13 protein-coding genes are annotated in these 22622 nt (G+C 63.0%); 2 read left to right on the top strand and 11 right to left on the bottom strand.

Translation table 11 applies throughout. The annotated features are described in order from the left end of the window. Positions 1-67 precede the first annotated feature (67 nt). From cpaB to KBC96_08715, 6 genes are all read right to left on the bottom strand, one after another. Positions 68-967 carry a Flp pilus assembly protein CpaB gene (cpaB, locus tag KBC96_08740; GenBank protein ID MBP6964479.1) on the bottom strand — a complete coding sequence of 300 codons (900 nt, stop codon included), beginning with the start codon at positions 965-967 and terminating at the stop codon, positions 68-70. A gap of 20 nt (positions 968-987) precedes the next feature. Then, positions 988-2040: a hypothetical protein gene (locus KBC96_08735; protein MBP6964478.1), complete on the bottom strand. Its 1053-nt coding sequence runs from the start codon at positions 2038-2040 to the stop codon at positions 988-990. Positions 2041-2096: 56 nt separating this feature from the next. Continuing rightward, entirely contained in the window at positions 2097-2534 is a 438-nt protein-coding gene (locus KBC96_08730; GenBank protein ID MBP6964477.1) for a pilus assembly protein, read from the bottom strand. Between the two features lie 76 nt (positions 2535-2610). After that, positions 2611-3132, bottom strand: a complete 522-nt coding sequence (locus tag KBC96_08725; protein ID MBP6964476.1) for a prepilin peptidase — start codon at positions 3130-3132, stop codon at positions 2611-2613. A 51-nt stretch (positions 3133-3183) separates the two neighbouring features. Then, positions 3184-3369, bottom strand: coding sequence for a Flp family type IVb pilin (locus KBC96_08720; GenBank protein MBP6964475.1), 186 nt, complete (start codon positions 3367-3369; stop codon positions 3184-3186). A gap of 79 nt (positions 3370-3448) precedes the next feature. After that, positions 3449-4276 carry a hypothetical protein gene (locus KBC96_08715; GenBank protein ID MBP6964474.1) on the bottom strand — a complete coding sequence of 276 codons (828 nt, stop codon included), beginning with the start codon at positions 4274-4276 and terminating at the stop codon, positions 3449-3451. Between the two features lie 476 nt (positions 4277-4752). Between KBC96_08715 and KBC96_08710 the strand changes: the two genes are divergently transcribed. Continuing rightward, positions 4753-6492, top strand: coding sequence for a hypothetical protein (locus KBC96_08710; protein MBP6964473.1), 1740 nt, complete (start codon positions 4753-4755; stop codon positions 6490-6492). 94 nt (positions 6493-6586) lie between these two features. On the opposite strand, the gene KBC96_08705 is transcribed toward KBC96_08710, so the two are convergent. From KBC96_08705 to KBC96_08695, 3 genes are all read right to left on the bottom strand, one after another. After that, positions 6587-8986 carry a hypothetical protein gene (locus KBC96_08705; protein ID MBP6964472.1) on the bottom strand — a complete coding sequence of 800 codons (2400 nt, stop codon included), beginning with the start codon at positions 8984-8986 and terminating at the stop codon, positions 6587-6589. Between the two features lie 1183 nt (positions 8987-10169). Further along, the gene (locus KBC96_08700) at positions 10170-15383 is read right to left on the bottom strand and encodes a PQQ-binding-like beta-propeller repeat protein (GenBank protein MBP6964471.1); all 5214 of its coding nucleotides are present in this window, start codon (positions 15381-15383) and stop codon (positions 10170-10172) included. A 51-nt stretch (positions 15384-15434) separates the two neighbouring features. Further along, the gene (locus tag KBC96_08695) at positions 15435-19634 is read right to left on the bottom strand and encodes a fibronectin type III domain-containing protein (protein ID MBP6964470.1); all 4200 of its coding nucleotides are present in this window, start codon (positions 19632-19634) and stop codon (positions 15435-15437) included. Between the two features lie 246 nt (positions 19635-19880). On the opposite strand from KBC96_08695, the gene KBC96_08690 reads away from it, so the two are divergent. Next, positions 19881-20372, top strand: coding sequence for a PEP-CTERM sorting domain-containing protein (locus KBC96_08690; GenBank protein MBP6964469.1), 492 nt, complete (start codon positions 19881-19883; stop codon positions 20370-20372). 73 nt (positions 20373-20445) lie between these two features. Here the strand turns inward: KBC96_08690 and KBC96_08685 are convergent, their stop codons facing one another. Both KBC96_08685 and KBC96_08680 read right to left on the bottom strand, forming a co-directional pair. Next, positions 20446-21903: a hypothetical protein gene (locus KBC96_08685; GenBank protein ID MBP6964468.1), complete on the bottom strand. Its 1458-nt coding sequence runs from the start codon at positions 21901-21903 to the stop codon at positions 20446-20448. A gap of 3 nt (positions 21904-21906) precedes the next feature. Further along, positions 21907-22590 carry a hypothetical protein gene (locus tag KBC96_08680; protein ID MBP6964467.1) on the bottom strand — a complete coding sequence of 228 codons (684 nt, stop codon included), beginning with the start codon at positions 22588-22590 and terminating at the stop codon, positions 21907-21909. Positions 22591-22622: the final 32 nt, after the last annotated feature.

Below are 22622 nucleotides of genomic sequence, written 5' to 3'. Positions count from 1 at the left end.
TGAGTGCTGCAGGGAACGTCCCTTCGACCCGTGCCTCCTTTGCATGGCGTTTATGGCATTCGAATGGCTATTCCGGGACTACGGTCTCCTCGACCTTCGTGCCGCGCACGACGGTGACGGTCTTGACGGGCGGCGCGATCTGCACCGTGCCGGGCAGGGGGGTGAGCTGCTGTCCGCCGACCGGCGCCGGGGGTATGAGTGGCGAGCCGCCTCCGGTCGGGGCGGCCGCCGGTGCGGATGCGCGCGCGGACTTCGTCGGTGCGACGCCCATTACAGCGCTGACGCTGATAGGCCTGGCGGACTTGACGAGCCTGTCCTCGGCGGATCGCAGCGTCAGGCGGAGTCTGCCCTTCGCCTCGGCGAGGATCAGCCTCTCAGCCTCGGTGGGGGTGACCGCCAGCGTGGCGGTCGGCTGGACGCGTGCTGTCTGCTTGTCGCCGGCCAGCTTGTCGCCTTCCTCTACCGCCTCTGAGCCGATCGCGAGAAGGCTGACGTTCTGCAGGACCGTCTTCGCGAAAGAGGTCTCGTTCATATCGAACGTTGCGATCACGTCCACGCGGTCGCCCGGCTTGAGGAATCCGCCGACTCCGATCACCGGGTCTAGGCCGACGGTCACCGCGCGCATGAACGGCGGGATCACATAGGACAGGCGGTCCTTGGACATCAGGCTCGCCGTCAGGATCGGCTGGTCGGCACGGATGTCGGTCGTAGTGACCTTGCCGACCACCATGCCCTCGCTGATCGCGGCGCCCGCGGGCACGAGTTCCTTGGCGTAACTCCGCATGGTGATGTCGGCGGGCGACACCACGGTCTCGCGGGGGATGTTGCTCGCGGCGACCACCACCTGGACCTCGGATTCGGCCTTCTGCGCCTTCTGTCCGGCCAGGAAGCTCCAGACCAGCGCGGCGGCCAGCACCCCGAGGACCGCGGCAATCACCAGCGTCTTCTGTCTCGTCTGCATACTCATGGTTCTCTCTCCCTAGGTTGCTACTTGCTCAAGCGGACCCGATACATCAGGTTGCCCATGTCTTCTTGGAACGGGTTGAGCCAAGGCTGATCGAAGTCCTCGAACGGCCTCAGCCAATGTACCGACGACGTGGCGCCGACAACACCGGGTACGAAATGGCCCCACACCGCCGCGCAGTGCCGGTCGTTTCTAGTATCGACGTAGAGACCGACAGTCTCTACGAAGAAGCCCGTGAACCCCACGACGGTCATGCTGTTGTCCACCACCGGCATGATCACTATGCGACTGCTCGTGGCCTTATCGTCATCGCTGGCAGCGCTCCACTGCTCCCACGTCCACGTGTCGCCATTCACGCGCTCACTGAGATTGCTCACGATGGGGGCTGACATGTCCTTCTCTATACGAGGCAACTGTTTTCTCGTGGCTAGCGCGATCTCCTTGCCAAACACTCCCAGTTGGCTCGCGAAGTCGGCCTCGGCCCCGACCGGATGCAGGTTGTTGATCTGATCAGGCGTTCCATCGGTCTTGTAGTAGCGGCTGCTCAACTTCTGATTGCGCCCATTGGCGAAGTCAGGGTCCATGACCTGCATCTGGGTGACGGCCAACGGGGCGAACTTGTAGGGGAATCCTCTGGCGCTCTCCAGAATTGCCTTGGATCCTGCTCCCACTCGGCCCGTTCTGAACTCGGGTCCGGGTCCAAGTATCCTGGCAAAGCCGAAATTGACCTTGACCTCGCCTCTCAGTCTGACCGATTTGCCCTCGACTCTGGTTACCGTCACGCCCTCTTGATCAAGCCCTTCTTTGAGCACCTTCCTGTTATCGGACTGGTTGTTCGCCCGAGCCAGTTCGTCTGCTGTATCAGATATCCTCGCCACGGTTGACTCGATATCGGTCGGTTCGAGTAGCCAGGCAGTCCCCAGAGCGGCTGCGTCGCAGACATCCTGTGCCCGCGCCTGGCCCAGACGCAACCGTCCCAGATCAACGGCCAGCGCCGCCGCGCCTATCAGCGCGATGAGCAGCACCGCCGCAAGAACCAGGATAGCGCCGCGGTCCTTCCTGCTATCGTTGCGCATCTTTGGCACCTCCGTGCCGGTGAGTGCCCCCACGGTGTTGACCGGCGAACCGGGGGCTATTCCTTTCGCATGACTTCATCTGCGCTCAGGGTGATCGGGTCTTCGCCGAAGAAAGTCCCCGATATCCGGTTGCATTCATACTCCGCGCGTACCTTGACCTGCACGTCTGCCAGTTCAGGGGGGATTTCGTCAGGAGAACTGTACGCCCTCCAGTCAGGGTTCGCACCCATCTCCGCGTACCACATGTACACCTTCGGGTTCTCGGTGCTGTTCGGCGTCGGCGCGCTCGCGCGTACGGCCGCGATGACTTCTTCTTTCGCGCCCCCCAGGGCGGCCGCTCTGGCGCCCTCCCGCGCGGCGCTGCCCAGCGTCAGGTAATCCTTGGCAAGCAGTCCGAAATCTATGATTCCAATGGCGAGGGTGATGAAGAGCAGTGCTATGAGCGCGAACTCCACCAGCGCGACGCCTCGATTGTTCATCCGCCAGGTGTTCATCGGTTCGATTCCGTTCAAAACCGCGAGTGAAGAGGCATCCTCTTCATGAGTGGGACCGGCCTTCGGGCCTTCCGGTCTAACGTCTCATAACATACGCCAGCAGTGTCCCGAGGGCGATAGCCGGACTGTACCGGAACCTCAACCCTCGGGACCCGCCGGTCACTTCCACCGGAGCACGATAGAACAGCTTCAGGATCAGGTTCGTGCTCATCGTCCCAACCGTGCGGCAGAACACACGGTGCCGTACCATCACGATCACCGCGATGCCCCCACCGATCGCCGCTGAGAAGAGCAGAACCCACACCGCCAGCCTGATGCCCACCAGCGCTCCGACCGCCATCATGAGCTTCACGTCACCGCCGCCGACCCCGGTCAGGGGTGCGAACAGCAAGTAGAGCAGCACGACCAGTCCTACCGCCGCAAGGCTCTCACCAGCCCCGCGGATTCCGGCTGACAGCAGGGACAGGATTATCCCCAACGCTGTGCAGGTCAGGGTAAGCTTGTTGTATATCTTACCGTGCCTCAGGTCTGTGTAAACTGCCGCACCGAGCAGGACAGTCAACACGGCAGGCACTGCCAACCGGGTTAGATGGCTCATTCAAGCTCTCGACATGGCGGTCTCGGTTGTCGTACAGAGCCCCGTTCGGCGCTAGCCGGGGGTCGTTGGGACCTTCTTGAGCTCGTTGTCTGCTCCTGTGAAGAGGTTCTTTACCGTTCCACCGAGTCCCGTCAGAGCCAGTATCGCAACTATCGCGATCAGGCCCAGGAGCAGGGCGTATTCGACCATCGTGGCACCCTCCTCATCCGCGAACAGCCTCTTGATTCTCTCTACCATTTGCGACACCTCCTTCGTCGTCAGATTCGCGTTCGTAACAGGTGACCTGCTGAGGCCAGCCTGCGGCGACCGCAGGTACTTAGAACTGAGTCCCCAGACTCAGAACCACGCCTCCGAAATCCGTCCGGAGTACGTCCGTGTAGCATATCTCCGCGGAGTATCCCCCGGCGGAGGTATAGCCGAATCCCGCCTGCCAGCCGAACGTCACCATATCATTGGACGTTGTGACCAGGCCGAGTGTCCGCTCGTCGCGGATGTAATATGCCCCGATTCCGGCTCTCGCAAACAATCCCGAGCCTGCGGACGTGCGGAACCTGGCGTCGAGAGTGACCGGGAGGACGCGGAAATCCCGGCTGCCCCCGGTGAATGTGCCGCTCCCGCCGAAGTATCCCAGGCCGACCTGCAGGTCCCGCTCGGGGGAGTCGCAGAGCCGGTATGAGGCCTGGAACGCAGGCCAGAGGTTGTCCGTCTCGTCCTTCAGGTCGCCGTTCGTCGGGAACAGCGCGCCCGCCCGGAACGTCAACCGGCGGTCATAGCGGCGGGTCAGGCTCATGTCCTGAAATCCGCCCTCGTGCTTGTCTGCTTCGGGGATCTCCGTGGCGGCGGCCTCTACATAGGCCCCGACCGGGATGAATGCGTCCGGTCGCAGCGCCCTCATTTTCGCCTTCGCAACGTATGGGGCGTCGGGAGTGATGTCAATGACCGTGGCGAACGCCATCGGCTCGCCGCCCGGCGCGAGGTATACGTTGAAACCCGTGCCGATCGGAACCGGGCCGGGCAGACCCAGCCACAAGGCTCCGCTGCCTCGATCAACCACCAGCCCCCGCATCGGTTCGTCCGCGCGGGCGGCCGCAGCCGACAGGATGAGAATGAGCGCGATCCAGACCGTCAGCTTCCTGAACTTCACTTCAGCCGTCACCCCCGGTTCTATTTTCGCTGACACTGCCGCCCCGGTCTTGCGATCGTGGGGGAATCTGAGTGCGGAAGAAACTCTGCGCAGGCGTCCGCCCCTCGGCAGTGCAACTCATCTATACCCAAACTATGCCCTTGCCAAACAGCCAAGCAACGGCAGATGGAACGACCAGTACCAAGACTGCTTCCGATGCTGATAGCCTGCCTCTGCGGAAGCTCAGCCGTTCCGGAGTTGGATTACCCACAATACCGGCGTCTCAAACCTAAGTTGCCGGATTACTTTTCAGACCACCGCAAGTTGAGCGTGCGCCGGTTGATTCTACATGATATCGCTTGCTTGATAAATATTCTACTTTTCAATGCTTTTTTTGGCGTTTCGCGGTTGAACGGCGGCGTGGATGGGAATATACATCTTGTATGACGACCTCGAGTCCCTGCCGGCAACGATTCTGTGGAGGAGAGGTAACAATCATGCGGTTGATCACGAAGTCTCTTGTCTTGTTCTGCATCGTTGTGTTTGCGGCAGGGATGCAGGCCCACGCCCAGGACCTCCAGTCGCCCGACTGGCAGATCTTTCTTGACGGGTTTGGCTATTCCAACCTGGTCACGACTCTTCTGCCGAGTCCGCTGGGCCCTCACGAGATACTCTGCGGAGACTGGTCGGGGGCCGTTCGCTACGACGGCATGAACACGCCTTCAGGCTACTCGATGCTCCTGCCGCCGGAGTTCTTCCGCCCGGACTTCCCCACCAACTCGATGTTTCAGGTCGTCGCGCCGATGACTACGTGGGATGAGCCGACCAATCCTGTTACCGGAAACGACACCGGTCGCAGTCGCATCCGGAACGACAAGCTTTCGATCGAGATTCTCGTCGAGATGCGGCAGCTCTCCGAAGGCATGGCAGTCGGTGTGAATCCGGGAGGCGTCGGCGCAGAGCCGGCGCTCCGCAGTTCGCCGTACGTGCTGTTCCAGACGTACAACATCCGAAACGTCAGTTCCACCCCGGTGACGAACTTTGCTTTCTACCAGTTCCTGCACCCGCACCCGAATAACGACCTGGGTCCGAACAACTTCGCCGTCTACGATCCGACTCCCTACGCTCTCGGCGGCTTGCAGGACTACCGCTACGACATCACCTCGTATGGCGGATCCCTGTGGACTGCGGAAGGCAGCGACCTCGTCGGCTTCAGCTCGAACGTCCAGCCGACTGCGTTTGGGGTAGGGGAGTTCTCCGGTCACGCGGGCGAGCCTGCGGTGGGCCTCCTTCAGGCGCTGTATGCCGACGCGCTTCCCGGCACGACCCTCGTCGGCCCCGCCGAGGTCGCCGGCGCGATGAAGTGGTCTCTCGGCACCATCGCCCCGGGACAGATCGTTCCGGTGACCGTCGCATTCTGGGTCGGCCGCGACGCCAGGCCGCCCCAGCCACCGCGCGAGCCTCAGCCGCTCCTGCAGGCCTATCCCGGCGACTCGAACGGCCTCGATCAGCACCAGGCGGGCCGCGCCGGGAACTACGGCGACGCGATCACCGCCGTGCCGGGCGTGCTGAAGATCATCCCCGGCGAGAAGTGGGCGAACTACATCGGCGCCGCGAAGGCCGGAATCCAGTACGGCATAAAGAACGTGACCCTCACGAAGCAGACGCCGGATATCATCCAGTGCGCGGACGTGTTCCCCGCGAAGCGTATCAGCCAGCAGGGCACGCCTAACATCCGCACCAACTGGCCGCTGATGTACGAGATCCCCGGAACGACCTGGACCCTCACGATCCTGTACGGCACGTCCGTGCCCTGGGACGACGACGGGCCCGGCCCGAACAAGCCCGCATACGTGCACACCGAGACGTGGGAATGGTACGTGGATGCCACCCTGGAGAGCATGAAGGACCTCCTCGCGCTCTTCCACGAGGTGCCGTTCGCGACCGATGAAGTGCCGCTCATCTCGGATGAGGTGCTCTATCCGAAGCTTCTGGCCAAGCTTGACGAGATCATCGCCTTCCACGGGATGGCCGACTTCGTGAACTCCGGGCTCGCGTTCGGTGATTTTGAGATGATGGTGATGGACGCCTGCATCGCGGTCTCCCCTGCGAAGCCCAGGCCCACCGGCCCCGGCACCGGCATAGCGAACAGCGTCGAGAATCCGGCCTGCTGCAAGATTCTCGCCGATGCCGAGTACGTCGGCAAGCGCCTCGGCCTGATCGCCACCGTCAAGTAACCGCCGCTCCTTCCCTCCACGGAAACAACAAGGGAGTCGGGACCGAAGTCCCGACTCCCTTTTCTTCGTCAGTCAACCGTCCCGGTTTCCGCTGCTAGTCCTTCGTCGGCTGGAAGATGTTGAGCGTCTTCCCCACATGCTCTGCGTCCACGAGGAGCTTACAGCACGCCGGGTTCTCGAACGAGTTCGCTATCCCCGTCCCCGGTCCGGTCGGGAACGGCTTCGCGGGCGATAGAGCGATGCACGCATCCATCACCTGCATCTCGAACTGCCCCAGCAGCAGCCCCGCGGACACCTTGTTGCCCGCGTCAACCGCCGCCTGCACCGCGTCGAGCTTCGCATGAAGCGCCGGGTACATCACCTCATCGGAGATCAGCGGCACCTCGTCGAGGCCGAACGGAGCCTCCCTCAGCAGGTCCAGGAACAGCTTCATGTGCGGGATGTCTGTCTCGACCACCCACCGCCACACGTCCTCATGCACGTATCCCTCCCTGGATTCGCCGGGGAAGCGCACGGCCGTCTTCGTGCCGTAGATCAGCCTCAGCGTCCAAGTCGTGGTCGGCGGCTCGTACATCAGCGGCCACCACAGCCGGATGTTCGACGTGCCCTGCTGGCTCACCGTCAGGGGATAGAACACGTCCCCGCACTGCGAGAACCCGTCGAACTTCTTCGTCAGTATGGTGCTCTTGCCCGGAGTCTCACGGCAGAGCTGGGCGCCCTGCTTGTAGTTCGTCCAGTTCTCTCCCGGGACGATCTTCAGCGCGCCCGGCACCGCGCGGATCAGATCGCCCAGCATGCCGCCGTAGCCGAAGTTGCCGAGTTCCGCCTCGTTCGAGTCGCCGGGATAGGTCTGGTATACCTTCCACGCGAGGTCCTTGCGGATGTTCTGTATCTCTACCTCCTCCGGGCAGCACATGACGTCGAACCCGGAGAGCATCGGCCTTGAGATCGCCATGCGGTAGTTGGCGTCCGGCTGCTCGGTCAGGTGGTAGTGGCCCGGAAGCAGGTCAACGAAGCTGAACGTGCCGTCCGCCCCGCTGCAGATCGTCTCATACCATGCCGGACTATGGCAGGGGATCGTGATCGGGGCCTGTCCCGCCGGCGGGAGCGGTGTGCACGGCGACGCGCTCGGTATGACGTCGCGCCCGTAATGGTCCTTCCCCGCGAGGCATATCGCCCAAGGACGGAAGACCGGGTCGGCCTGCCCCGGCATCCCGTCGTCGTAGATGAGCTTCATCCCGTCAACGCGGGCGAGGCAGATGTTTCCGAACTGCTCCTCCCGATCGGCCCCGCACTGCAGCACGAAGTCCATGAACGTCGTGGTCGTCGCCTGCCAGCGGTCAATCGTCCGGCACGGCCCCGCGCCGGTGCAGATGTCGGTCACGGTGTAGGAGCACCGCAGTATCGGGTCGTCCGGCCAGCCGAGGTTGACGGCGCACCAGTGGAGTATGCCGTCGTCCTCCGCGAGGCGGTAGCCCGAGGCGTTGCTCGGCGGGATGTCGGGGAACGTCACCCATCCGTCGGCTCCCGTGAGCCCCTTCGGGCAGATCGGCCGACCGTCGGCCCGCAGGCCCGTGAGTGCGAACGGCCAGGTCGGGACCGGGCACTCCGGCCAGTCGTAGGAGCCGTCGCCGTCCGAGTCCGCGAATGCCTCCGCGGGGTCCCACGTTTTGTTCCCGTTGAGGTCGCTGAAGTACTCGCCGTCGTCCCACTTGCCGTTGCAGTTGAGGTCGGTGAACGGCTCGGCGGGTGTACATTTCTGGTCGCCGCCCGCGTCCGCCTCGCCGACCGGCTGGAACTCCTTGTCGAGGTTCATGTCGTGGAACTTGAACGCCTTCACCTCGCCGAGTTCCACGTTGCCGAACGCGATGTCAACGTCGTTGCAGTCTATGTGGACCGGGAGCGACGGCGCCGCGCCGGCGGCATTACAGTTGTCCGGCGGTCGAGGTTGAGTGGCCTGCCACCGCTTGCCGCCCCACGACGTGCGCCAATCGCAGTAGGAGGTCGCGCCGCAGGTGCTCTGTACCTTTGTCCAACTGATCCCGTTCCCGAGTTCGCTCACCACGTAGTCGCCGGGATCGAGATCCGCGAACTTGACCGCGCCGTTCCCGTCGGTCAGCTTGTCAATCGGCCCGACCGCCTCGCCGTTCACCTTGACGCCGGTGAGCCGCATCGGCCACCCTGGGATGAAAGCCTCGCCGGAGTCGCGCCGCCCGTTCATGTTGCAGTCGTTGAACTTCCGCGCGGTAACGGACCCGAGACACACGTTGTCAAAGATGCGTGCATAGTCTTCACATTGTGTCACTCGAATACTGTATGTGGTCGGTCCGTCGGGGCGATACCGCTTTCCGTTCCAGGATATGATGCCATCGGTGATGATCACGTTCTCTCTGACGACGTAGTCCTTGTCCGCATCCGTCACCAGATCCTTGAATCGCGCGTAACCGTCCACATCGGTAGGCTGCGACAGCGTGGTGCCATCCGGTTTCTCCATCTCAATCGGGAATCCTTCTAGGGGGAGTCCCCGGTCAAGTTTGCGTACTGTAATGGAGGCACGACATGGTTCGTCGTAAGTCGGCCTCAGTACCTTCCATGGCCTGCCCTTGATCTGACAACTGCATACAGGCCTCAACTGCCGTTCCCTAACGCCGGTATCAGACGCGCTGAAATGTATGCAGTCTATCATGCTCTGGCCGCCCACATATAGAGCTAGATGACCGATAGGATCGTCCTCATCAAACTCGTCGCACGCGGAGCCCGGATCGCAGGCACCGCATACTATGATGTCGCCGAGTTTCCTAAGCTGCGGGTTATTGTACCATTCCTCGTAATCAAGCTTGACGCCGGACCAACCGGCTTCGATTGAACGCCAACCTCGCCATCCGTATCCTTCCCATGGATCGCCATAGTAACGATCGTCAATCAAGCCTATGGCATCTACGGTTCTAAAACAATACCAGATGAAACCAACACAGTCGTAATGTCTATGACCCGTGCAACAGTACTGCGCTGGTGCACTATTATGTGTCTTACATCCGGTGCTCGGGGGGTCGGCGGGTACATTGCCGCACGCACCAGCCCACAGGTTCTTGGCCAGATCAATGCGGGAGTATGTGCCTGGAGGGATCGGATTCCACGGCTGGAGCGTAGTGGTATTTCCCGGCCACCAAAAATGCCCCTGCCCTGCACCGGTCGCGTCCCCGCATTCCTGGCGAGCAACCGCTATCACATCCTCAGCCGTCACCGCCAGAGTTACTTCCACAGACGCCAATAGGAACGTCAGACACAACAGCGCAACAGCAATGAGCCGGTTCTGCATTAGTAGTATCTCCTTTTCCACGCATCAGTTGAGGAAACTGATTCGGTATCAGCCAGATATTGAACGGCAGCCACTATCCGGGTGCTGGCTTCAAGCCGCACATGACGTTGATCCCGCGGCACCAGTGAAGACTGGCGACGGAAATCGGTGACACAAGAAACCCACTCACCTGTTACCGAGGGTCGGTGAGTTGGTGTGTAACCAACATCCTCTCTACCCAGTATCACCGAATGTCAAACCACCCATCAAGAAACTTGTATATTTGGATCGGTATACAAACAATAAGAGGCTCGCTTGCTGTGATAACAGGCGCAAGGGTATCGAGCGGAGGAGTAGAAAGGAATAATCGAGGCGTCGCTCAGAGCAGCCCGATCGCCGTCTGGGCATGCGGGCGGAGGACGTGCCGGAAGCTCCCGTTGATCGGCTCGACCGACAGCACTCCGGTCACCCGCACCCACTTGCCGTTCGCCGGCGGAGTGATCACCCGCAATGGCGAGAGGCTGGTCGTCCGCACCTTGATGCCGGATATTCCGAGCGGGTCGGCGTATCCAGAGCAGTCGTCCACGTAGAACGAGTCCGACATCACCGCCGTCACGCGCCCCCGTATCGTCACCAGCAGGCCGATGGTCTCGAGCCCGGGAGCGGAGGTCCCGCCCGGCCTCAGGTCGGGTCTCTCGGGGCACACCGTCTTCAGCACCATCCCCAGCGCCCTCGGCACGGACGCCGTCCCCTTCCGGTGAACGGTGCCGAGCGAGACCGCCGCCTCGCCGCCGACCGTCGTCATCGTTCCGACCAGCGACACCAGCGTGCCCTCCGCCGGGATCGGCTTCCCGTTTGCGGCGACCTTTATGCCCGCCGAGCGGTCCGGCTGTTCCACGTAGAAGCAGTCGGAAAACGAGCCGGTCACCACCACGTCGTCCAGGCAGGCGAGCGCGGTGTCCGGTAGGTTCTCCGCCCTGCCGATCGAACTCACGTCGCTCGCGTTCACGGGAACGATCCCGTCCGACGACCCCGCCGGGCTCCACATCATCGCCGAGTTCCTGGCCTTCACCGAGACGTAGTAGGTCGTCCCGCGCGTCAGGCTCAGCCCGTTCCGCGTGACCGACGCCGTCCCGCCCGTCGAAGTCCAGGGCACGGTGTTGAACGCCCCCGGCGCCGTCCCGATCGCGTACTGGTACTCCACGATGCCCGATTCGGGGTCGCTCGCCGTCCACGATGCGGACAGGCCGGTCGCGCTGAGGGTATACGCCCCCTCGTCGGTGACCAGCGGCGTCGTCGGCGGGGTAGTGTCGTCAATCCCCGTATCCCTGAACGCGTAGACCGATCCGGAGTAAGAGCCGATGCAGAGAGTCCCGTCCCTTCCGATCGCGGCAGAGCAGAGAACCGGAGCCCCCGTGTCGTGCCTCCACTTCAGCGTTCCGGCTGGCGTCAGGGCGTACACGAACCCGTCCCCGCACCCGAAGTATATCGTGCCGTCCGCGCCGAGGGTGGGGGACGACCTGACCGAGCCGGGCACTGCGTAACTCCATTTCACGCTGCCGTTCGGATTGAACGCGTAGAGCGCTCCCTCCGTCCAACTGTGGCCCGCGCCGACGTAGACCGTCCCGTCCGGCGCGACGGCGGCGGACGAATCGGCCGGCCAGCCGGTGTAGCATCTCCATTTGAGCGTGCCGTCGGGCCTCAGCGCGTAGAAGTAGCTGTCTCCCGACCCTGCATAGATCGTCCCGTCCGGCGCGATGCAAGGGGATGAGTCTACGGCCGTCTCAGTCACGTACTTCCACTTGAGCGTCCCTGCCGCGGCATACACCGCGTAGATGTTCGTGTCGCCGCCGCCGAAGTACAGAACGCCGTCGGAACTCATCGCGGGCGACGACCATACCGCTCCGCCGGCGTTGAAACGCCACTTGCGCGTGCCGTTCGGGTTCACCGCGTGCAGGTAGCCGTCATGGGAGCCGATGTAGATCGTTCCGTCCGGACCGATCAGGGGCGACGACCAGACCATGTCGCCGGTGCGGTACCTCCACCTCAGGGAGCCGTTCGACGCCAGGCAGTACAGGTAGCCGTCGTACGAGCCGAAGTATATCTCGCCGCGTCCGCCTATCGCCGGGGATGAGTCTATCGGGCCTCCGGTCTGGTAGTCCCAGTTCATCGTGCCGTTCGCGCGGATGGCGTACATATGCCCGTCGCCCGAGCCGATGTAGATCGTCCCGTCGCCACCTATCGCCGGCGACGATTCGACCCAGCCGGACGTCGGGAACTCCCACAGGAGCGCGCCGTACCGGGAGCCGTTGAAGTCGCTCAGCCCGCTGTTGACGGCGTCCCTTCGGAACTTCGGCCACACCGGCGAGGGCAGGCAGGCGATCCCGTCGCTGAACGCTGTCGCGCTCCACATTCCCGCGCCGTTACGCGCCTTCACGGAGAAGTAATACAGCACCCCGTCTGCCAGATCGAGCCCGGATCTCGAAATCCCGCCCGACGCCCCGGCCGAGGTCCAGTCGGCCGTGTCGGTCGCGCCCGGGGCCGTCCCGATCGCGTAGAGGTACTCCGCGATGCCGCTCTCCGGGTCGGCGGACGCCCATGTCGCGTTCAGCGTGTCAAAGGAGTACGTGAAGTCTCCATCGTCCTCCACGACGGGGGTGGACGGCCCGGTTATGTCAACCGTGATGCCGTCGGTCGTGCCGGGACCGCTCCACAGGCCGACCGCGTTCCTCGCGCGGATCGAGATGTAGTACGTGCCGCCGTTTGCCAGCGGCAGGTTGGTGAAGGTTGCCTCGGTCGCCGTCCCGACGGGGGTCCACCCGGCGATCTCCAGCCCGCCCGCGGTCGTCCCGATTGCGTACTGGTACTCCACGATGGGGGTTTCGGCGTCGGCTGCCGTCCAGGATGCGCGCAGTTCGCTCATGGATGACGTGTAGGTGCCGTCGTCGGTGACGGCCGGGATACTTGGAGGCGTCAGGTCCGCCAAGATACCGTCGCTCGTACCGACCTGGCTCCACAGGCCGACGGAGTTTCTCGACCTCACCCCGAAGTAGTACGTCGTCCCGCTCGTCAGGCTCAATCCGCCGCGCGCGATCTCGGTGGACAGGCCGGCGGATGTCCACGGCGCGACGTCATCGAGCCCCGGCGCGGTGCCGATGCGGTACTGATACTCGGCGACGCCGGTCTCCGCGTCCGATGAATGCCAGGAGGCGTGAAGAGTGTCCGCGCTCGCGGTGAACTCGCCGTCATCCACTACGATTGGCGTGATCGGAGGCGTCAGGTCCACGAGTATCCCGTCGCTCGATCCGACCTCCGACCAGAGCCCCGCTCCGTTCTTCGCTTTCACCGCCAAGTAGTAGGTAGTGCCGCTGGCCAGGGAGAGGCCGCTCCGGGTGATCTCCGCTTCGGTACCTGCCGACGTCCAGCCCGCGACGTCCGAGCTCCCCGGTGATGTGCCGATGGCGTAGAGGTACTCGACGACGCCGCTCTGAAGGTCGCTCGCGCTCCAGGAGGCGTGAAGCGTGTCCGGTGAGGCGGTCGCATCGCCGTCGTCGGTCACCACCGGACTAGAGGGCGCGGACAGGTCAACCAGTATGCCGTCGCTGGCCCCCGCGGCGCTCCACAGACCGGCGTTGTTCTTCGCCCGCACGGCGAAGTAGTACGTCGCGCCGTCACTCAGAGTCAGGCCCGTCGCCGTCGCCTCGGTAGAACTTCCTGCCGTCGTCCAGCCCAGAGTATCGGATGCGCCTGGAGTCGTCCCGATCGCGTACTCGTAACCGGCGATCCCCGATTCCGTGTCGCTTGCTGTCCATGAGGCATGGAGACTGTCCGACGAACTGGTGAAGTCGCCTTCGTCGGTCACCGACGGTGCACCCGGAGGGGTTGCATCTGCCAGGACTCCGTCAGTCGCGCCGACAGCGCTCCATAGTCCCGCGGTGCTCCTGGCCCTGACGCTGCAGAAGTACGTGCCCCCGTTCGCGAGGTTCAATCCGGACGCGGTGACCTCGATCGCCGTTCCTACGCCGGTCCAGGGCGCGATGTCGTCAAGGCCCGGGGCGGTCCCGATGCAGTACTGGTACTCCGCCACTCCGGTCTCCGGGTCGGATGCGCTCCACGATGCATGCAGGGCGGCGAGCGAGGTCGTGTACGCCCCGTCGTCCACGACCACAGGCGTGGTCGGTGCGGTGAAATCAACGAGGATGCCGTTGCTTACGCCGACATCCGACCATCGGCCCGAGCCGCTCCGCGCCTTGACCGAGAAGTAGCAGATGCTCCCGTTGACAAGCGGCAATCCCGTCCTGGTCACCTCGGTCGCCGTGCCTGCCGAAGTCCAGCCCGCGATGTCGGCCGACCCCGGCGCGGTCCCGATCGCGTATGCGTATTCCGCGATTCCGGACTCCGGGTCCGAGGCGCTCCAAGATCCGTGGAGGGAGTCCGGGCTCGTGGAGTACAGGCCGTCGTCCACCACGATGGGAGTCGTCGGCGGGGTCTGGTCGCTCTCGAAGGCGTAGAGCTTGCTGTCATACGACCCGACGTAGAGCCTGCCTCCGGCCATGATCGCGGGCGAGGAGTCAACCCATCCGCCCGTGAGCCGTCTCCACTTGAGCGTCCCATCGGGATTGAGGGCGTAGATGTATCGGTCCTGCGATCCCACATATACCGTCCCGTCGCTCCCGACAGCGGGCGACGACCGGACAATCCCGCCCGTCTGGCACCGCCAGCGGAGCGATCCGCCGGGCTGCAGGGCATACAGGTAGCCGTCGTCGGCGCCGAAGTATACCGCGCCGTCGGCCCCGATGGCGGGTGACGAGCGCACCATCGAGCCGACCGCGTAGCTCCAACTGAGAGCGCCCGCTGAGGTCACCGCATACATCTTGCCGTCGTCGCTTCCGAAGTAGATCGTCCCGTCCTCGCCGACAGCCGGGGACGATTCCGATCTGTTGTTCGTCCGATAGCGCCACTTCAGCGTGCCCGTCGGACTGAGTGCGTAGAGGTAGGTGTCCTTTGAGGTGATGTAGATCGTGCCGTCGGCCCCCACCGCCGCAGTGGAGGTAACTGCCCCGCCGGTCTGATAGTACCATGCGACGGTGCCGTCCTGATTTACGGCGTAGATCCTTCCGCCGGAGGCGCCGACGTAGACCCGTCCGCCGCCGATCGCCGGAGATGAGGAGATCTGAGAGCCGATCCCGCGCCTCCACTTGAGGGTTCCGTTTGGGTTCAGGGCGTACAGGTAGTAGTCGTCCGATCCGACGTAGACCGTGCCGTCGGAGTCAATCGCGGGCGAGGAGTATGCGGAATAGGCGCTGATGCCGTACCGCCAGACCAGTGATCCGTCGGGCGCGAGCGCATACAGGTAACCGTCGCGTGAGGTGAAGTACGCCGTGCCGCCCGGAGCCACCGCCGGGGAGGACGCAATCGCACCTCCGGTGGTATAGGTCCATGCGAGGTCGTCGCCGCCCGGTCCCGGACCCGGACTCAAACCCGTGTTGCGGATGTCTCCCCTGAACTTCGGCCAGCAGTTGGAAGCAAGCTCAGCAGTAACGGGTATTGACGAGAGAAGCAGCGCGCCCAGCGCGAGCGCGCTGCATATCAACCGTCCTGTCCGCGACGGTGATATCTCCCGTCTCAACGCATTACCACATCCTTACTGTGAGTATTCCAGCACTTGCGTGGCCAGCACCCGGCGGATCGAGTTCTCGTCGAGCGGCTCGCAGGAACTGATGCCCGTGACGATCACGGTCGATCCTACCGTGGGCTTGAGTTCGGGACGGCATCTGATCTTGACTCCCACGTAGCCCGAGCCGTCCCTCAAGAATGTCCCCGGGTTCGCGTAGAAGAAGTCATCGCCTTCTCCACCGGTGTAGGTCACCTTGCCCCAGGTCATTATGTACAGCCCCAGGTTGTTTGGCCCCTCGCCGTTGTATACGCCCGGGGTATGCTCGTTGAAGTCAACGCCTCCGATGGCGCGTCCTCTCATGTTGAACGGGCGGGGAAGCTGATTCCCGGTCGATACGACCTTGACGGCCGAGGCCGTGATCTGCCGTTCGCCGTCCACGAGTTCGATCTCGCCCGCGACGTCAATGATGCTCCCGGCATTGATCGGCTCGTCGCTCATGACCTTGATGCCCGATGTCCGGTCGGCCTCCTCGATGTAGAAGAGGGCGCCGCCCAGGTTCGGCAGGTTATCCGCGCCTGCGGTGACTACCTTGTGGCTCAGGATCAGCCCTGCACCGTCTGCGAGGGCCTTTGCCTGAAGGCTCGTTCCCGCGTCGGCGGCGACTGATATGCCGTCGCTCGAACCCGCGTCGCTGCAGAGGCCCGCGCCGTTCAGCGCCTTCACGCTGACGAAGTACTGAACTCCCTGAGAGAGCGAGAGCCCGGTCTTGGTGACCTCAGTATCCGCGCCCGCCGATGTCCAATCCACGATGTCGTTGCCGCCTGCGGTCGTGCCGATGGCATACTGATACTCCGCGATTCCGGAATGCGGGTCCTCGGCGCTCCACGAGGCGTGCAGCATATCGGGGAGTGTGAAATCGCCGTCGTCTGTTACGGTCGGAGTGGTCGGGGCGCTCGCGTCCACCGTGATGCCATCGCTGCTTCCCACGGTGCTCCACATGTCGGCGCCGTTCTTTGCCTTCACCGAGAAGAAGTAGGTCGTGCCATCGCTCAGCGAAAGCCCGGCCTTCGTTGCCCCGGCAGTCGTTCCCGTCGAGGTCCAGCCTGCTACGTCCGTCGCGCCAGCGGTCGTGCCGATGGCATACTGATACTCCGCGATGCCCGAGTGCGGATCGGAAGACGCCCATGTCGCGTGAAGAGTATCCTGGCTCGAAGTGTACTCGCCGTCGTCGGTAACGGCCGGCGTGGTCGGCGCGGACGCCTCGACGGTGATGCCGTTGCTCGATCCGACGATACTCCAGAGCCCGGCGCCGTTGAGGGCCTTCACGCTTATGAAATAAGTCGCGCCCTCCGATAGTGTGAGCCCCGTCCTCGTCACTGAGCTATTCGTGCCAGCCGATGTCCAGCCGATGACATCGGTCCCGCCGGAGGACGTGCCGATTGCATACTGATACTGCGCGACGCCGGTTTGCGGGTCGGACGATGTCCACGTCGCGTGGAGGGAGTCGAGGCTGGACGTGTACTGCCCGTCGTCGGTGACGACCGGGGTCGTCGGCGCGGACGCGTCTACCATGATTCCGTCGCTGACGCCCGAGCCGCTCCACGGATCTGCGGAGACCCGGCTCTGGACCGCGAAGTAGTAGGTCTGGCCGTCAACGAGAGAGAGTCCAGTGTGCGTGATTCCGGTGTTGGTGCCCGCCGAGGCCCACGGTACGACGTCAGAAGCGCCCGGCGTCGTGCCGATCGTGTATCGGTATTCCAGCACCTCAGCTTCCCTGCCGCCCACGTGCCATGTGGCATGCAGCGACGAGGAACTTGTCGTGATCGCGCCGTCGTCGCTGACGATCGGCACCGGCGGTGCCTCGACGAGTGTTCGACCGACAGTCCGGTAAGTTCCCGAGATGAAGTTGCTGTAGAAGAAGGCCGCCGCACCCGGCCCCGGCGCGATGACTTTCGGGTTCATCTCCGCGTGGGTTCCCCCGGAGATCAGTGCGTCCGTAGGATCAACCGCTCCGGCGGATGTGACCTGCTTCAGATATATGTCGCTCGATGAGATCGAACTCGTGCGGCTGTCTTGCCAGGCGACGAGGTACTTCTGCCCGTTCCAGGCGGCGGAGGGGCTTGTCTGTGATGAGGTCGCGCCGCAGATCAGGAGGTCAGCGGGATCGAGCCGTACAACCGATGTGGACATGCGCACGCCGTAGATGTTGTCGTTCGACCAGCCGTCGCGCTTGTCGGACCATACGATGAAGTAGTTCGTGCCGTCGGTGGTGACCCTAGGCTGAACTTGCCAGTAGGGATACGAGGGAACGACTATGCCCGCGACATCCTGTACGCTCCCCGCGCCGGTCACCCTTGTGCAGTACACCACCGGTGAACTGTTGGTTCGATAGTCCTCCCACGCGACCAGCCAGTTCCCGCCGCATGAGGCCGCCGAAGGAGCGAACTGGTGGTCTGCCGCTCCCGATATCGCCGTTCCGATCGCGGTGACTACGCCGGCGGGCGAGACCCTGGCCCCGCGGATGTCGGAGAAGTAGTCCGGGGCGACCGCGCCGCGATAATCCACCCACGCTACGAGGAAGTTCGCGCCGTTCCAAGCGACCGTCGGCGATTTCTGGTCCAGATCGATGTTGCAGATGTTCAGCGGCGTGGCATCGAGGCGCGCGAGGGTAGGGGATAGCCGCATGCCCTTGATGTCCGTGAACACGGCGCCGAGTTCAGTCCATGCTACTAGGAACTGCGTGCCGTCCCATGCGATCGTCGGCTCGGTCTGGCTGCCGGTGTACGTGGCGCTGACAAGCACGCCGTCCGGATCTAGGATGACTCCGGCCGGAGATACCCGTGCCGCGTAGACTCTGTAGACTCCGGATCTGCGGTCGGCCCATGTAACGACGTAGTTTGTGCCGTCGTAGGCGGCGTCGAAGGTCGGCTGGTCTTGAGTAGAGAGCGACAGGGTCTTCAGCGCACCCACCTGGCCGGAGGAGTTGACCGACGCGCCGAAGATGTCCGAATCGGAAATGTCCAGGGAGTACCAGGCCACCAGGCTGACGCCGTCGCGCCCTGAAACTGCCGGCCCATACGGTCCGGCGGCGCTGTTTATCACGGCTATGCCGCCCGGATCGAGCACCGCAGCGTTCGTGGTGATTCTGGAGGCCCGGATGCCGTACGAGGCGTTCTTGTCCCTCCATGCCGCTAGGAAGTACGTGCCGTCCCAGGTCACTCTTGGCTCCTCCTGATCGTTGGCGGCCGTGGATACCGCCACTCCGCCGAGATCCGATACGGTCCCGCTGCTGCTCATGCGGGCACAGTAGATGTCTGAGTTGGCGCCGCGAGCGTCCTGCCAGACTATGAGCCAGATGCTCGACGCTACCGCGGCGACGGAGGGCACGCTCTGAGCCCCTGCGGCCCCTGCCGATGTAGAGCCTGCGGCGGTCGAGATGATCTTCTCCGAGCCTGCCACCTTCGCGCCTGCGCTGGTGAGCCTGACGCCGTAGATATCCGTGCCGGTGGACTCGGAGTTTCGGTAGTCCTGCCATACCACAAGGTAGTTCGTGCCGTTCCAAGCGATGCCCGGCCACTGTTCGTTGTCCGTGCGGTTTGATATGGCAGTCCTTGTACCCACGGTGCCTGCCGCGGATACGACGGTGCCCCATATGTCGTCACTGCCGCTGGAGCTCTTCTCCTGCCACACGACCATCCAGTCCGTGCCGTTCGATGCGATCTGCGGCGCAGTCTGATCCGTGGGTGTAACAGCTGTCGGCAGTGCGATCCCATTGAGGTCGAGGACTTCGCCGGATGGGGTGACTCTGGACGCGTAGATGCGGGGAATGACGTTGGCGGCACGTTTATCTGCCCACGCTACCAGGAAGTTGGTCCCGTTGAACCCGACCCCCGGGTATAACTGATCATTTGGGGCAGATGCGCCTCCCGTCATCTTCGAGATCAGGAAAGACTCCTCGCCGATCGGGTTGCCGTTCACGTCCAGCAGGATCCCGTAGACGTCGAAGTCGGCGCCTGACCGCTGGTCGTGCCAGACCGCCAGATACACCCCGTTTCCGGCGCAGATGTCCGTGTACTGCTGATTGTACCGAGTCGGGCCGACCGCGTTGGGCAGCTTGAACTCGGCGCCGGGAGTCGGTGCCGCCAGGGTGCTGCTGCACGCTACCAGCGCAGTCATCGCCAGTATGGCAATGAGCAGGTTTCTTGCCGGTGCAAATCTGACAGTCATTGGCTATCTCCCCAGTCCGAAGTTATACAACATTATACCACAACACTGCTGGCGGTTGCTTACTAAATTAGTTAGTGGTTTTTTCGTCGTCCGTCAGTCTTTGGCACGTTTCTTGCAGATAGTACCTGTGGCAGTCGCTGGAAAACGCTGCTCTGCGTCTGTGCCTGCACCTGCTGGACGGAGAGTACCCGTCCGGCAATCGTTCTTCCAAAAGTTTCGTCAGCCGCTATAAGGAGGTAATGTACGATGAAACTGACATTGAGCCTGATCATAGCCCTGGCTGTGATCGCCCTCTGCAGCACATCCGCTTTTGCCGTGGGTCCCTTCTCGATGACCTACGGTCCCGGTGCCGCGCCCGGCACGTGGATATACACGCTCATCAACAACGACGCACCCGGAGGAGACGTGATCCCTCTGTATCTCGACATCTACTGGGATCCGGCGGTCGCGAGCGACTACTTCACGGTTGTCGGCGCGCCGGCCGGCTGGGTTGTCAACCCCGCCTATGACTTCCCCGCGTTCGATGCCGTAGGGAACGATCCCGGCCCGGGCGAGAAGCTCAAAGGTTTTGAGATCGCCGCGCCGACGCCGGCCCTCTTCTTCACCGCCTACTACAGCGTGCTTGGTGAGGAGCAGACTCCGTATGACGGCGTAGCCGTACCGGAACCCGGCTCGATGATGGCCCTGCTCGGCGGAGTCGCTTCGCTCGGTGCGATGATCAGACGGCGCAGAGCGTGACGATCGCCGACGCGTGAAATGCCGGCCCGCCCCCGACCGCGAGCGGTCGGGGGCTCTGGTTTGTCAAGGTTAGCTAGTCCTTCTTGTGCCGGACCGGCGCGAGCATCGCTTCGTAGTCGAAGTCCGGATTGTACGCCTCAGTGTGACAGCTTCGGCAGAGTTCCTCTGATACCTTGCCGTATCCGGCGGCGGGTTTCTCCTTGTGTGAGAGCCCGGCGCCGTGGCACGCCTCGCACTGCACGTTCACCAGGTTCGGGGTCTCCTTCAGTGTAGTGAACCCGCCTCGTTGCAGGGCCCCCGTCGTGTGGCATCCCACGCACTCCGGGTCGGCCTGCTGTCCCATCTTCTCGAGCGTGGCCATCGCCGTCGCATGACGAGTGCCTGCCCACTGGCTGTAGGCGTCCTCGTGGCACGTCTTGCATGCGTCGCCGCCGGTAAACGGGCTCTCGCGCTTGCGCGTGCTAGGGTCAATGCCCCGTTCCTTCAAGCGCTCTTCGAACTGCTGTCGAAACTGGTTCTGCTGCTTGGCCGTCATCTCGGCGACCTTTGTGTTGTACTCGTCGTAGAGCTTCACTATCGTGGGGTGCTCGTCATATTCGCGGTCGAGGAAGAAAGTTCGGCTCTGTACAACGTTGATCTTCTTGCCGGCGACCTCCAGATCGAGTCTCCCCACTCCCCATCCCGATCTCGAATTGCTGATGACGAATACGCAGTCTCCGATCTTCTCGTGCGGGGTCTGCACGATGTTCCGGTCCTTCTCGGGCATCTCCAGCTTCTCAAACGAATGCGTGCAGATGAGCGCGTCGATGCCGGCGATCCTGGCAAGCGGCCTGGCCTTCTCTGTCGTCATGTGCGCAATTACGATTACCACTTCGGACTGTGAGCGGACCTTCCGCAGAATGTCCTTGACCGCCGCCTCGGGATCCGACACTTCCACTTTGAGGTTCGGTTGCATCATGTCCGGGAACAGCTCGGTGCCCGCGACGCCGATTACCGTCACGCGGAGTCCGTTGGGCATCTTCACTGCTATGTAAGACTGGTCGCAGACCGGCTCTCCGGTCTCTTTATACTTGGCGTTGGCCATGATGAAAGGCGTCTTGGAAAGAGCGGCCCAGTTCTGGATGTGCTCGCGGTCGAACCGCAGTTCGGCCTCGCCAGGCACAAACGCCGCGTACCCGATATCCTTCATCGCCTTCATTGCGACTTCCGACTTCAGCTTGTCCTGCTCGATATCCTCGCGCCCCACGGCATCGCCGCCTTCGACGAGAACGACGTTTGGGTCTTCCTTCCTCAGGTTCTGAACCAGCGTGGCCTCCCGACCATATCCCCCGTAGCGGAACTTCGTGCAGTTGCACGAGCGTATCTGTCCGAAGGCCTGGTTGCTGTACAGGATGGTCAGCTTCTTAGAGCCTGACGGCGATGCTCCTCCTGTAGAGGTGAACAATGCTGACAGGGTGAGCCCCGAAACCGCTGCAAAGGCGAACACGGACCACGCGAGGATCCGGAAGCGTCGAGGGCTGATAAACTGCATCGCTTACTCCTTTGTCGCGGTCTCGTCTCTTGCTGCGGCATCCGGCTTTTCGCTCTTGTCGGCGGCCTCGCTGTCCTTCTTAGGCTCCGGGACGTTGCGTATCTCAATATCCTTGGGCAGGTCGAACCTGGACTCGGCGACCACGACACCCGTTTTGTAGCTCAGGTAGATCACGTCAATGACGTCGGTCTTCTTGGCGCCGGTCATTGTCATCTTCACCGGCACGAAGTCCTTCTTGTCCACCCAGAGCTTGCACTTCCACTGGGACTCACTCTCTATGTAGGTGTAGATGTCGCAGATCCTGCCCTCGACCTTCTCCTCGCCCACTCGCTCGGCCCTCTGCCTGTTCAGAAACTCCTTCACGTCGCCCTGAGGGCCGGGAAGGAAGGTGATCGGATTCTCGCGGTTCGATCCGGGCGGGTACTTGCCTGCATACCTGCCGGTCGGGTGGATCATGAAAGCGCCGTCCTTGTTGCGGACGAACTTCATCTTCATCCCGGCGGACTCGTACTCCCAGAGAAAGTGATCTCCCCTTCGATACATCTTCCGTGTTCCCATATCACCTTGGGGAGACGATAGCTTCACCTCATAGACAACCGTGTCTATCTTCGACTTGGCGGTGGACTGGACGCAACACGTGCCTATCAGGACCGCCATTATCGAAAGGGACAGAGACCGTACCCGCATTCCTATACCTCCATGATCAGTGTGCGCGTGAT

This window comes from Armatimonadota bacterium, from assembly GCA_017993055.1.
GTDB lineage: Bacteria > Armatimonadota > UBA5829 > DTJY01 > DTJY01 > JAGONM01.
This window is presented reverse-complemented; position numbering and strand designations above follow the sequence as displayed.